General features: G+C 69.8%; 12 protein-coding genes. 5 read left to right on the forward strand and 7 right to left on the reverse strand.

What is annotated here, in order from left to right; genetic code table 11:
- Positions 1–19: 19 nt before the first annotated feature.
- The 7 genes from ccsB to hemL all read right to left on the reverse strand — a co-directional run bounded on the left by ccsB (position 20) and on the right by hemL (position 7,776).
- Positions 20–1,117: a c-type cytochrome biogenesis protein CcsB gene (gene ccsB / locus ACFZDC_RS26225; RefSeq protein WP_391327608.1), complete on the reverse strand. Its 1,098-nt coding sequence runs from the start codon at positions 1,115–1,117 to the stop codon at positions 20–22.
- Positions 1,114–2,832: a cytochrome c biogenesis protein ResB gene (locus ACFZDC_RS26230; RefSeq protein ID WP_391327610.1), complete on the reverse strand. Its 1,719-nt coding sequence runs from the start codon at positions 2,830–2,832 to the stop codon at positions 1,114–1,116. The genes ccsB and ACFZDC_RS26230 overlap by 4 nt, the downstream gene beginning before the upstream one ends.
- 3 nt (positions 2,833–2,835) lie before the next feature.
- The gene (locus ACFZDC_RS26235) at positions 2,836–3,603 is read right to left on the reverse strand and encodes a cytochrome c biogenesis protein CcdA (RefSeq protein ID WP_391327611.1); all 768 of its coding nucleotides are present in this window, start codon (positions 3,601–3,603) and stop codon (positions 2,836–2,838) included.
- 1 nt (position 3,604) lies between these two features.
- Positions 3,605–4,195: a redoxin family protein gene (locus ACFZDC_RS26240; protein WP_391327613.1), complete on the reverse strand. Its 591-nt coding sequence runs from the start codon at positions 4,193–4,195 to the stop codon at positions 3,605–3,607.
- A 103-nt stretch (positions 4,196–4,298) separates the two neighbouring features.
- Positions 4,299–5,603, reverse strand: a complete 1,305-nt coding sequence (locus tag ACFZDC_RS26245; protein WP_391327615.1) for a hypothetical protein — start codon at positions 5,601–5,603, stop codon at positions 4,299–4,301.
- A gap of 146 nt (positions 5,604–5,749) precedes the next feature.
- Positions 5,750–6,460 carry a histidine phosphatase family protein gene (locus ACFZDC_RS26250; RefSeq protein WP_391327617.1) on the reverse strand — a complete coding sequence of 237 codons (711 nt, stop codon included), beginning with the start codon at positions 6,458–6,460 and terminating at the stop codon, positions 5,750–5,752.
- The gene (gene hemL / locus ACFZDC_RS26255) at positions 6,457–7,776 is read right to left on the reverse strand and encodes a glutamate-1-semialdehyde 2,1-aminomutase (RefSeq protein ID WP_391327742.1); all 1,320 of its coding nucleotides are present in this window, start codon (positions 7,774–7,776) and stop codon (positions 6,457–6,459) included. The genes ACFZDC_RS26250 and hemL overlap by 4 nt, the downstream gene beginning before the upstream one ends.
- A gap of 298 nt (positions 7,777–8,074) precedes the next feature.
- On the opposite strand from hemL, the gene ACFZDC_RS26260 reads away from it, so the two are divergent.
- From ACFZDC_RS26260 to ACFZDC_RS26280, 5 genes are all read left to right on the forward strand, one after another.
- On the forward strand, positions 8,075–8,776 hold the full coding sequence (locus tag ACFZDC_RS26260) for a hypothetical protein (protein WP_391327619.1): 702 nt from the start codon (positions 8,075–8,077) through the stop codon (positions 8,774–8,776).
- A gap of 422 nt (positions 8,777–9,198) precedes the next feature.
- A complete protein-coding gene (locus tag ACFZDC_RS26265; protein ID WP_391327620.1) occupies positions 9,199–10,788 on the forward strand; it encodes a histidine kinase in 1,590 nt (529 codons plus the stop codon).
- Entirely contained in the window at positions 10,779–11,462 is a 684-nt protein-coding gene (locus ACFZDC_RS26270; RefSeq protein ID WP_391327622.1) for a LuxR C-terminal-related transcriptional regulator, read from the forward strand. Before ACFZDC_RS26265 ends, ACFZDC_RS26270 begins: the two co-directional genes overlap by 10 nt.
- Before the next feature lie 88 nt (positions 11,463–11,550).
- On the forward strand, positions 11,551–12,753 hold the full coding sequence (locus ACFZDC_RS26275; protein WP_391327623.1) for an alpha/beta hydrolase family protein: 1,203 nt from the start codon (positions 11,551–11,553) through the stop codon (positions 12,751–12,753).
- Between the two features lie 179 nt (positions 12,754–12,932).
- Positions 12,933–13,205: an SHOCT domain-containing protein gene (locus ACFZDC_RS26280; protein WP_391327626.1), complete on the forward strand. Its 273-nt coding sequence runs from the start codon at positions 12,933–12,935 to the stop codon at positions 13,203–13,205.
- The last annotated feature ends 44 nt before the right edge of the window (positions 13,206–13,249 follow it).

Here is a 13,249-nt window from a genome sequence, read left to right on the forward strand (position 1 = left end):
AGTGTCACCGACCAGGCATTCACACGCCCGCGTAGGAGTGCTTGCCGCTCACGAAGATGTTGACGCCGTAGTAGTTGAACAGCCAGCAGCCGAAGGCGATCATCGCCAGGTAGGCGGCCTTGCGGCCCTTCCAGCCGGCCGTGGCGCGGGCGTGCAGGTAGCAGGCGTAGGCGACCCAGGTGATGAAGGACCAGGTCTCCTTGGGGTCCCAGTTCCAGTAGCGGCCCCAGGCGTCGCCGGCCCAGATGGCGCCCGCGATGATCGTGAACGTCCACAGCGGGAAGACGGCCGCGTTGACGCGGTAGGCGAACTTGTCCAGGGAGGCGGAGGCGGGCAGCCGCTCCAGCACCGAGGTCGCGAAGCTGCCGGGCTTGCCGCCGGTCTGCAGCTTGTTCTCGTACGAGTCCTTGAACAGGTAAAGGATCGTGGCGACCGCGCCGACGTAGAAGACCGCTCCGCAGAAGATCGCGGTGGAGACGTGGATGTACAGCCAGTACGAGTGCAGGGCGGGCACCAGCTGGTCGCTGGCGGTGTACAGGACGGTGACCGCGAGGCCGAGGTCCAGCAGGACCGTGGTGACCAGGAACAGCCCGAGCCAGCGCACGTTCTTCTTCAGCGCCAGCAGCCCGAGGTACACGCCGACGGCGACCGTGGAGAAGGTGATGTTGAACTCGTACATGTTGCCCCACGGCGCCCGCTCCACGGAGGCCGCGCGGGCGACGACCCCGACCAGCTCCACCAGGAACGCGAGCACGGTGAGGGAGATGGCGATCCGCCCGTAGAGGTCGCCCTGCTCGTCCCCGCCGTGGGCACCGGGTCCGTCCGGCACGTCCCGGGCACCGGACGCGGAGCGCACGACGACCTTGGGCCGCTCCAGTACGGCGGTGCCGCCGGCCTGCTGCACGGTGACGGCAGGCCCCGCCTTCCGCGTGCTCTCGGCGGTCAGCGCGGCGGCCGTGCGGGCCACCTTGCTGCGGCTGCCGAGGAGCCATTCGGCGATGTACGCGAAGAAGGCCAGGGTGTAGACGGCCATCGAGGAGTAGATCAGCGTGTTGCTGATGCTCGCCAGGTGCTCGTTGGTCGCGGCGGCGAGATCGGTTGCGGCGGCGAGAGTCACTTCTCAGCCCCTTCGGCAGGTACGGCTTGGCGGTCGGGGGATGCTTCCTTGGACGCTGAAGAGTCGTCGGGGTCGGGTGCCCCCGGCGCCTGGTCGTAGAGGATTCCGGCGAGGTCGCCCAGCTCCTCGGGCAGCTTGGCGGACTCGCTGCGGCCGAGGCCGGCCATCTCGACCACCGTGACGCCGTCGTCGCCGCGCACCGCCCGTACCCACACGCGGCGGCGCTGGATGAACAGGGAGGCGGCCAGACCGAAGATCGCGGCGAGGGCACCCCCGAGCGCCCAGCCGCTGCCCGGCTGCTGGACGATCTCGAAGCCGGCCCACTCCTTGACGTCCTTGTCGAAGGTGATGGACCCGGCGCCGTTCGGCAGCTGCAGGGTGTCGCCCGGCTTGAGCAGCTTCTTCAGCAGCTGGCCCTTGGAGTCCTTGAACGCCTTCATGTGCTTGGTGTCGAGCTGGTACACGTTCTGCGACAGGCCCGCGTCGACGCCCAGGTCGCCGTGGTAGGCGTTCACGGCGAGCAGCGGGCTCACCAGTGCCGGGAACTGGGAGAGCATCGTGCCGCTCCGGGGGTCGAAGGTCGGCACGAAGAAGGCCTGGAAGCCGAGCTGGTCCTTGCGGCCGTCGGCGTCGCGGTAGCCGTCCATCACCTTGATCACGCCGTTGGAGGTGACGTTGCCGTCGAGCGGCAGCAGCGGTACCGCGTCGTGGTAGACGACATCGCCCTTGCCGTCCCGGACGGTGACCACGGGCGCGTAGCCGTGGCTGACCAGGTAGACCTTCGAGTCGCCGATCTCCAGCGGCTTGTTGACCTTGATGGTGGCCGGCTTCTCCTTGCCGTACGCCCCCTCGCTGTACCTGATCCTCGCCTCGAAGGTGCGCGGGGTGCCCTTGTTGGGCCCACTGACCTCGTAGGTGCCCTTGAAGTCCAAGAGGTCGAAGCTGAACGGCACCAGGTCGTCGTTCCGGAACAGGCTGCCGGACTTGAAGTCGTCGTACATCGGCAGCGCGTTGGAGAACCCGTCGCCCTCGACCATCAGCTTGGTGCCGTCCGACTTGAACAGCTGCCCCGACGCGAAGGCGACCAGCAGGACGATCAGCGCGATGTGGAAGAGCAGGTTGCCCAGCTCGCGCACATAGCCCTTCTCGGCGGCGACCGCGTCACCGGCGATGTGGGCCCGGAAGCGGCGCTTGCCCAGCAGCGCGAGCGCGGCCTCGCGGACCTGCTCCGGCTCGGCCGTGGTGCGCCAGGTGGTGTAGGCGGGCAGCCGGGTCAGCCGCTTGGGGGCGCCCGGCGGGCGGCCACGCAGCTGGCCGACGAACTGCCAGGTGCGCGGGACGATGCAGCCGATCAGGGAGACGAACAGCAGGATGTAGATCGCGGAGAACCACACCGAGCTGTAGACGTGGAAGAGGCCGAGCTTGTCGTAGACCGGCGCGAGCGTCTTGTGCGCCTTGCGGAAGTCGTCGACCTTGTTCAGGTCGGCGCCGGTCTGCGGGATGAGCGAGCCCGGGATCGCGCCGAGGGAGAGCAGCAGGAGCAGCAGCAGCGCGACCCGCATGGAGGTCAGCTGTCGCCAGAACCAGCGGACCCAGCCCAGGACGCCGAGGCCCGGTACGGCGGCGATCTCCTCCTGCGGGGCGGTGGACAGCTGGGAGCCGGCCGCCCCCAGGTCCTCCTGGTCCTGGCTCTTGTCGGTTTCGGTCTTGCTCATCGATCAGATCCCCACATTGAAGCCGCCGGACCAGGTCTGCATCTGCTGCACCAGGCCGTTCCAGGCGCCGGTCAGCAGCAGCACACCGGTCACGATCATCATCGTGCCGCCGATGCGCATCACCCAGACATAGTGGCGCTTGACCCAGCCGAAGGCACCGAGCGCCCTGCGGAAGGCGACGGCGGTGAGGACGAAGGGGACGCCGAGGCCGATGCAGTAGACGATCATCAGCAGGGCGCCGCGTCCGGCGCTCGACTCGCGCATGGCGAGGAAGGTCACCGACGACAGCGTCGGGCCCAGGCAGGGGGTCCAGCCGATCCCGAAGAGGGCTCCGAGCAGCGGGGCGCCGACCAGGCCGAGCGTGGGCCGCCGGTGGAAGCGGAACTCGCGCTGGGTGAGTCCGGGCAGCAGTCCCATGAAGAACACGCCCATGAGGATCACGAGCACGCCGAGCACCTTGGCCAGCGTGTCCTGGTACTCGATGAGATGGGAGCCGAAGTAGCCGAACAGTGCTCCGCCGGAGATGAACACGGCACTGAAGCCGAGCACGAACAGGGCGGCTCCGGTGATCATCCGCCCGCGCTTGGCCTCGCCCAGGTCCGTGCCGGCGACCCCGGTGACATAGGAGAGGTAGCCGGGGACGAGCGGCAGGACACAGGGCGAGAAGAAGGAGACGAGCCCACCGAGCAGGGCGATCGGCGCGGCGACCAGCAGCGCGCCGTGGAGCACGGTCTGGTTCTGGCCCACCGCCAGCGTCACGAGAGCGCTCACGTCACTTCTCCGCGAGGACCGGCTTGAGCATCTTCAGCAGGGCCGTGTCGTCGAGCGCCTCCAGCGCCCGCGCGGCGACCTTCCCGTCCTTGTCGATGATGAGCGTGGAGGGGATCAGCTGCGGGTTGAGCGTGCCCCTCTTGAAGCGGAGCATCAGCTTGCCCGTCGGGTCGTACAGGCTCGGATAGCTGATCCCGTGCTCCTTCTCGAAGGCGAGCGCGGGGGTGGTGCTGGTGTCCCGGGTGTTGATGCCGACGAACCGCACGCCCTTGCTCTCGTACGCCTTGGAGACCTTGGCGAAGTACTGGGCCTCCTCGCGGCAGGGCCCGCACCACGAGCCCCAGACGTTGATGACGACGACCTTGCCCTTGTAGTCGGCGACGTCCAGGGTCTTGCCGTCGATGGTCTTGCCGGACAGGTCGGGCGCCGCGGCCCGCTTGCCCTGGGGCGCGGTGTCGATGCCGTTGTTGCCGGTGACGAAGTTGGTGTTGCCGCCCCCGCCGGAGGTGCCGCCGTTACCGCACGCGGACAGAGTCAGGGCCGCGACGGCGGCCACGGCGCTGAGCAGGACGGCGCGGCTACGGGTACTCATGTGAAAAGTTTCGCATGCCTGTTCCGAGGATCCCGCGCACCCCCCTGCCGGGCGGAAAACCGCATTTCAGGCGGCATTTACGCCGGACATTTCGGACATCTACTCACGCAGCGTCGGAGGAGGCCGACTTGGTGTCCCGCAGGAAGTCCTTCCAGCCCCCGGCTGGCCGCTGCCCGACCTCCAGCGTGCGCAGCCTGGCGAGCACCTCCGGCTTCTGGACGTCCATCCAGTCCACGAACTGCCGGAAGGAGACGAGACGTACGTCCGCGCCCTTCTCCTTCTCCCGCGCGATGTGCTTGAAGGCCTCCTCGACGGAGTCCATGTAGATGCCGCCGTTCCACTGCTCGAAGTGGTTGCCGATGAAGAAAGGCGCCCGATTTGTCTTGTACGCCCGCTCAAATCCCTGTATGTATGCCTGCGCGGACTGCTTCCGCCAGCCCGGATAGTTGTAGGCGGGCGCCTTGGTCGAGTTGACCGACTGGTTGGCGAGCATGTTGTAGTCCATGGAGAGGACCTCGAAGGAACGCCCGGGAAAAGGTATCTGCTGCAAGGGCAGGTCCCAGATCCCCATCCGCTTCACCGGCCACACCTGACGGCCGCCCGGCGAGGAGGCGTCGTAGCGCCAGCCCAGCTCACGGGCGGTGGGCAGCAGGTTGTTCTGGCCGAGCAGACAGGGCGTACGGCCGCCGACCAGCTCCTTGTCGTAGTCGAACGGCAGCGCGGGCAGGTCGGTCCAGCCGGTGTGGGTCCGCCACTGCTTCACGAAGGACTTGGCCTGCTGGATCTCGCTCCTCCACTGCTGCGGGGTCCAGTTGGCGACCGTGCCGCCGCCGGCGCAGAAGTGCCCGTTGAAGTGGGTGCCGATCTCGTGCCCCTCGAGCCAGGCGCGCCGGACGTTCGTCAGGGTCGCCTTGATGTGCTCGTCGGTGAGGTAGCCGATGTCGGATGCTCCACGCGGGTTGTTCGGCGGCTCGTACAGCCGCTTCTTCGACTCGGGCAGCAGATACAGACCCGAGAGGAAGAAGGTCATGCTCGCGCCGTGCTCCTTGGCCAGGTCCAGGAAGCGCGGGAAGAGACCGTTGCCGATCTCGCCCGCCCCGTCCCAGGAGAAGATCACGAACTGCGGCGGGGTCTGCCCCGGCTGCAGCGGCTCGGCCTTGGCCGGCTGGTGCGGCTGCCCGCCGGTGAAGGAGGTGGAGCCGTCCCCGATGGGCCGGGCGGGATGCGCGGTGCTCCCGCCGCCGTGCCCGGTCCGCCCCTTGGGGGAACCGTCCGGGTGCCCGCGATCGTCCGAGGGCTTGAGACTCCCGCAGCCGACGAGACCGGCGGCCGCCGCGCCCGCGCCCGCGCCGAGGCCGAGTATTCCCCTCCGGGAGAAGGTCCGGCCGGTCCGGGAGGAGGTGCGCATGGAGGATCCCCGATCGTCACGCCTGCTGGTGGTCACCCAGTCAGAGGGCGTGACGATCGGGGAGGTTCCGGTGATTCTTATGTTTTTCGCAATGGGCCCGGCAAAAGCGCCCTAAGGACTTTCAAACGGGCCGTCCGCCACGGCAGTTACGCGCCGAAGGCCTTGCTGTCCCCCTTGACCGGCTTGGCACCGGCGCGGAGATGGGCAGGAACGAGGTCGATGGCGGGCTCGCTGTAGCCCACGGACACGATCTTGTCCCCGAGATAGGTGAAAGTCGTCAGCGAGGCGAGCGTGCACTGCCGCTTGCGCGGGTCGTGCCACAGCCGCCGCTTCTCGACGTACGACCGCACGATCCAGATCGGCAGCTGATGGCTGACCAGCACCGCCTCGTGCCCGCGCGCCTGGTCCTTGGCCGCGTTCAGCGCGCCCATCATCCGTACGACCTGCTCGATGTACGGCTCGCCCCAGGACGGCCGGAACGGGTTGACGAGGTGCTTCCAGTTGTCGGGCTTGCGCAGGGCGCCGTCCCCCACCCCGAAGGTCTTGCCCTGGAAGACGTTGTCGGCCTCGATGAGCCGCTCGTCGGTGGCGAGGTCCAGCCCGTGCGCCTTGGCGATCGGGGTGGCGGTCTCCTGCGCGCGCTCCAGCGGCGAGGCGGCCACGTACGTCACGTCCCGCGCGGAGAGGTGCTCGGCGACCCGGTCGGCCATCTGCCGGCCCAGCTCGGAGAGGTGGTAGCCGGGCAGCCGCCCGTACAGGATCCCGTCCGGGTTGGCGACCTCACCGTGCCGCATGAGGTGGACGACGGTGACGTCCTTGTTGCCGGGGGTCTCGGGGGTCTCGGGGTTGCTGCTCATGCTGCCGTGGCCTCCGCGGCCGCTCGGGCCGCCGCCGGGAGGGCGTCGGCGATCTTCTGGATGGCCTGCTCGTCGTGGGCCGTGGACACGAACCAGGATTCGAAGGACGACGGCGGCAGATAGACGCCGTTCGACAGCAGCGAGTGGAAGAAGGCGGTGAAGCGGAAGGACTCCTGGCGCTTGGCGTCCTCGTAGTTCCGCACCTGCCGGTCGGTGAAGAACACCGAGAACATGTTGGAGGCCTTCTGCAGCCGGTGCGCGACGCCCTCCTTGCTCAGCGCCTCACTGACGAGCGTGCGGATCTGCTCGGACACGGCGTCGACCGTGTCGTACGCGGCGTCGTCGAGGAGCCGCAGCTGGGCGAGCCCGGCCGCGGTGGCGACCGGGTTCCCGGAGAGGGTGCCGGCCTGGTAGACGGGCCCGGCGGGAGCGAGGTGGGCCATCACATCGGCCCGCCCGCCGAAGGCGGCGGCGGGGAACCCGCCTCCCATGACCTTCCCGAAGGTCATGAGGTCGGGCTTGACTCCGTCGATCCCGAACCACCCGGCCCGGCTGGTCCGGAACCCGGTCATGACCTCGTCGGAGATGAAGAGGGCACCGTTCTTGGAGCAGGCGTCCTTCAGCCCCTGGTTGAACCCGGGGTCCGGCGGCACGACGCCCATGTTGCCGGGCGAGGCCTCGGTGATGACACAGGCGATCTCGCCCGGGTGCCGGTGGAAGGCCTCGTGCACGGCTTCGAGGTCGTTGTACGGCAGCACGATCGTGTCGCCCGCCTGGGCGCCGGTGACGCCGGGCGTGTCGGGCAGCGCGAAGGTCGCGACCCCGCTGCCCGCCGCCGCGAGCAGCGAATCCACGTGCCCGTGATAGCAACCGGCGAACTTGATCACCTTGGACCGCTGGGTGAACCCACGGGCGAGCCGGATGGCCGACATGGTCGCCTCGGTCCCGCTGCTGACCAGCCGCACCTGCTCGACGGGCGCCACCCGGGCGACGATCTCCTCGGCGAGTGCCACCTCGCCCTCACCGGGCGTGCCGAAGGAGGTACCGCGGGCCACGGCCTCCTGCACGGCGGCGATGACCTCGGGGTGCGCGTGCCCGAGGATCATCGGCCCCCAGGAACAGACGAGGTCGACGTACTCCCGCCCGTCGGCGTCGGTCAGGTACGGCCCCTTGCCAAAGACCATGAACCGGGGCGTGCCGCCGACGGCGCGGAAGGCGCGCACCGGTGAGTTCACGCCGCCCGGCGTGACGGCGGACGCACGGTCGAAGAGCGCCTGCGAGACGGGCGCTTCATAGGGATAGGGCAGTTCGCTCATGGCACTCATGACGTGCGACTTCTCCGACTTCTCGGACTCCGTTTGCGTGGTGACCTCCTCAGGGTAGGCCGCGGCTCGCCCGGCGAGCGGCCGACCTCAAGATCGCGGCCGCGCCATCTGCGAGACTGGGACTGATACACACAGCTCATACGGCACGTAGTGATCAGAGACCGGGAAGCTCCCGCGGACTGGTGTTTCACCGCACGTTTCGGCGAGCGGCCGTGGGGGAGGTCACTGACACGATGATCGGGTTGCGCGGCGGGGGCCACGCGTCCTAGAAAAGCAGTCGGGTGGAGATATGCATCGCGGTGGCGGACTGGGCGAGGGGACTGATGACCTGGGTCCTCGACGTGCCCGGCGGGGAAGGCACCGGCGCGACGTGGAGGAATCGACCGAAGCACGGCAGACTGACGCACGTCAGGCACAGGGTGGACCGAGTGAGCCCGAACGGTACGACCGGCAGATCGACCGGCAGCTGGAGAGCCAGCTGGACCGGCCGATCGAGCGTCGGCTCGACCACCGGGCCGACCGCCTCCGGGCGGGGAGCAGGAATGGTGGTCGGGTGGGGGTGACGTACAAATACTTCGGCGCGCCGGACGGCGCGACCGCGGCCCGCGTCCCCATCTCGATGCGCCCCGAGGAACTCGGCGGCGACGAGCTGGGCATGAACGGCATGTTCACCAAGATCAAGCCGGAGACGATGGCCGCGATGGTGCTGACCGGCATCCAGGGCGTGCCGCTGCACAAGGTGCCGCCCCTGGAGCTGGTCGTCCTGCACCCCGACTACGCGGTCGTCAAGCTCCCCACGACCGTCGTCGACCCCCTCCGCGGCATCGGCGAGGAATCGGTGGGCGCGGCGGCCTTCATCTGGTCGACGGTGCCCGACCGGGGCGGCCCGCGGGATGCGTTCAACGTGTACCAGTTGCTGCACGAGTGGCAGGACTTCTCGCATCGGCTGCATGAGGCGGGGCATCAGCCGTATTGCCTTGTGTGGCCCTGAGCTGGGGTTTTGTGGGGGTCGGGCGGGGCTTTCGGGCTCCGCTCTCGTGATGTGCGAAGGAGGGCCGTCAGGCCCCCGGGGCACATTGAGGGCACATCGGTTTCGACGGGCAGTGTTGGGCCCTGGGCCTCTCCGGCGTTCGGGGCTCCGTCTCCGCTTCCCGTGCAGGCGTCGTGGTCTTCGGTTCGCCGTGCGGCTCGGCCCAGGGCGGAGTGACCTCGACCGGTACGAAACGTCCGGCGGAGGCCTTCCGGCGGGGTAGGTGTTTGCCTACCCCAGAAGTAGGTTTCGGTCCATGGCGCTTGCCGGACCCCTCGCAGCAGCATGATCTCCAGGCCACAGCGCGTGGCCTGGAGAACGGGACGAGGGCGGATATGTGGCCATTTCCGGTGGATGGGGCACCCTGGCCGGGGGGTGTGCTCGTGGCGTTGACCGCGGTCTGCGCTGTGCTGGCCTTCAGGGCCGAGCAAGCGCGGGACCGGCCGGCGGGTACCGGGCGACCGGCCGGGCGGATCGGCTGGCCGGTCGTGGCGGGACTGGTGGGTACGGCCGTGTACGGCAGTGTGCCGACTCTGCTGCGCGCCCTGCACGGCTCCGCCGGTTCGCCCGGCTACATCGTCACCGTGCCGGATCTGGAACCCGACGGGCTGCTCCCGGCGGCGCTGCTGATGGCCGGCCTGCTGGCCACCGCACTGCTCACCTCGGCGCGCGCGCCGAGGCGGTGGGTACTGCCCGTGGTCGCGGCGGTGACCGGCGAACTGCTGGAATGGACGTACTGGCTCACGCATTCCTCTGCCTCCTCTGGCCGGACGCTGATGAACGTCCTGGTGGGCAGCGTGAGTGTCCCGGTGCTCGCCGCCTTCGCCGGGGCGGCCCTGCGCCGGCCGGCGAACGGCAGGCCCTCGCGTCTGGCCGCAGCCGATGCCTCGAGGTCCGCGCGCTGGGCCCTGCTGCTGCCCGCCGTCGTGGTGATGACCGGCGACCTGATCGGCCTCGATCTGTGGCAGTTCGCGTCACCGGACACCGGGATCGGACCGGCAGTGGTGGGTTACCTGGCGGGACTGGCGCTGCTGGCGGCCGTGGTGGCCGGGCTGGCGAGGTGGCCCGAGGCGGCGGCGAACCTGGCTGTGCTGGGGCTGGTGGGGATCGGGGCGTACGACGTCGCCCAGGGCGGGTTCGGGCAACACCTGGTGCTGGTGCGGACGTTCGGCTCCCCGAGCGGACCGGCGCCGTCCCTCCCCCTTGAGATCGCTCACCATGCGTCGGTTCTCGGCGGCATCCAGGGGGCGGTGCTGCTGGCCCTCGGGCTCTGGCTGCTACCGAGGACCGTGTTGGCGGATGCCGGCCGGCTGCTCGGGCGGGGGCCTGACCCGGCGCTGGCCCGGCGGGTGCGGGAGCTGACCGAGACGCGGGCCGAGGCGGTCGGCTCCGCGGCCGCGGAGCTGCGCAGGATCGAGCGAGACCTGCACGACGGCGCACAGGGACGGCTGGTCACCATCGGGATGAACCTCCGGGTCGCCGAGGAGATGATCCACAGCGATCCGCACGAGGCCGCCGCACTGGTCGTGGAGGCCCGCGTCGCCTCGGCGGCGGCACTGGAGGAACTGCGCGGCCTGATCAGGGGCATGCACCCGCCGATGCTGGCCGACCGGGGCCTGGGGGAGGCCGTTCGGGCGCTCGCGCTGGACCTGCCCCTGCCTTGTGAGACCGAGATCGGTCTGCCCGGGAGGCTCGACGCCCCGCTGGAGTCGGCCTGCTACTTCGCCATCGCCGAGGTGGTCACCAACGCCGTCCGGCACGCCTCGGCGCACGGCCTGCAGATCCGAATGGCCCGGACGGACGGGCTGCTGCGCATCGAGGTGATCGACGACGGGGTGGGCGGCGCGGATCCCGCCCGGGGCACCGGGCTGGCCGGGGTGGAGCGACGGCTGGCGGCCTTCGACGGCATCCTGGCGGTCAGCAGCCCGCCCGGGGGGCCGACGATCGTGGTCATGGAGGTGCCGTGCGCGTAGTCGTCGCGGAGGATCTCTTCCTGCTCCGGGAAGGGCTGGTCAGGCTCCTCAAGGCACGTGGGTTCGAGATCATGGCGGCCACCGACAGCGCGCCGGGCCTGCTCGGCGCGCTGCTGGAGTTCCGGCCGGACCTCGCGATCGTGGACATCAGACTGCCGCCCACCCACACCGACGACGGACTCCGTGCGGCGCTGTCCGCCCGGGAACGGATACCCGGGCTGCCGATCCTGCTGCTCTCGCAGTACGTCGAGCAGATCTACGCCCAAGAGCTGCTCGCCGACCAGGCCGGAGGGGTCGGCTACCTGCTCAAGGACCGGGTGTTCAGCGACGACCAGTTCGTCGACGTGATCCGTACGGTCGCGGCGGGTGGCACGGTCATGGACCCCGAAGTGGTCACCAAGCTGCTCAGCCGCCGCAGCCGCGGCGAAGGCGGGCCCCTCTCCAGGCTTACCGGGCGGGAACGTCAGGTGCTCGAGCTCATGGCCGAGGGACGCTCCAACAGCGCCATCGCGCACCGGCTCTTCATCAGCGAGAAGGCCGTGTCCAAGCACAGCACCAGCATCTTCACCAAACTGGAGCTCGCCCCCTCCGACGACGACAACCGCCGCGTGCTGGCCGTGCTCGCCCACCTCATGTCCGCGCCACGTGAAGGCCGCATTCCACCGAGCCACTGAGCTGATCAAGACCGAAACATCGCCGGCCCGGCCGGCGGCCCAAGCGCCGGGCGTAGCCCAGTGCTGCCCAGAGACCCAGGGAGCTTCCGTGACCACCACGTCGTTCAGCAGCCAAGAAGGAATGACACGCCGCCGCATGCTCGGAGCTGCGCTGGCAGTCGGGGGCACCGTGCCGATCGGCGCCGCACGCCGGGCGTGGGCGGCTTCGACCGGCCCGGGCCCGGTGCAGCTCACCCTGCCCGTGCCCACCGGACCGCACCCGGTGGGCACGGCGTCCCTGCACCTCGTCGACACTTCACGTCCGGATCCCGTGGCCGGCCCCGGGCATCACCGCGAGTTGATGGCCGCCGTCTGGTACCCCGCCCGTAGCGTCGAACGGCATCCACTGGCCCGCTGGACGGCCCCCGCCGTGACGCGGGCACTCCTCACGTCGGCGGGTTTTCCGGCCGATGTCGCGGTGGCGCCGCTCACGGCCGGCCACGCGGGCGCACCGGTGCTGCGAACGGGCCGACGACTGCCCGTCGTCGTCTTCTCGCACGGCGCGCACGATCACCGGGCGGACACCACCATCGTGGTCCAGGAGCTCGCCAGCCACGGATATGTGGTGGTCACGGTGGACCACACGTACGACGCGTTCAGCGTGTTCCCCGACGGGCGACTCACGGTTCCGCTCGATCAACCCGCCCTGACACCACGGGACTTCGCCACCGACATCCGGTTCGTGCTCGACCGGGTCGAGGATCTCGCCGCCGCGCGCAACCCCGACGCCGAGCACCGGCCGCTGCCGGCCGGCCTGCTCGGCGCCCTCGATCCGCGGCGCATCGGCATGTTCGGCTGGTCGAAAGGCGCGACGGCGACGGCCTTCGTGATGAGCGAGGACCGGCGGGTGCGGGCCGGGCTGAGCTTCGACGGGCCGATGCAGCCGACGGTCACCACCGACCTGGACCGGCCCTTCATGCTGATGACCGCCGAGAATCCCCGGGCCACGGAGCCGAGCGTCGCCGAGTTCTGGTCTCACCTGCGGGGATGGCGGCTCAACGTACAGGCGGAGGGCGCGGTTCACTCGTCGTACTGCGACGGCCAGTTCCTGATCCCGCAGCTGGCGCAGGCCGTCGGAATGAGCGACGCGGACCTTCGGAGCTGGATCGGCACCCTCGATCCCGCCCGGGCGGTACGCATCCAGCAGGCGTACCCGCTCGCCTTCTTCGACCTGCACCTGCGGAACCGGGGGCAGGGGCACCTGCTCGACGGCCCGTGCCCGGCCTTCCCGGAGGTGAGGTTCATCCCGTGAAGCGACGGACCGCGTCACGGCCAGTCGGCTCACCGCCATGACAACCCACACCGCCTGCACGAGGCGGGGCACCAGCCGTGTTGCCCAAAGGTGCCGACCGTCTCGGCACAGGGGCCGAAAAGCCCTGGCACCATTTCCGGGTCCGGAGAGATGGTGAGAGCGGGAAGCCTCCTCGGGAGGTGAGCACAGTGTGGTACTGGCACGGCGGTGGCTGGGCCTGGATGGCCTTCATGCCCCTGGTGTGGATCCTGCTGCTCGGCCTGTTCGTGTGGGTCGTGGTCCGTCTCACGCAGCACCCCACGGATCGCGACAGCAGGCAAGGCATGGGGCGGTCAGCACGAGAGACACCGGAGGAGATCCTCGACCGCCGCTTCGCCTCCGGTGAGATCGACGCGGACACCTACACCGAGGCGCGCGAACGCCTCGCCGCCCACAGACCGAAGCCCCGGTGACCGTGGCAAGGCCGCTCACCAGGGGCCCCGCCGGCCCGCTGATC

The organism is Streptomyces sp. NPDC007905, assembly GCF_042959345.1.
Classification (GTDB): domain Bacteria; phylum Actinomycetota; class Actinomycetes; order Streptomycetales; family Streptomycetaceae; genus Streptomyces.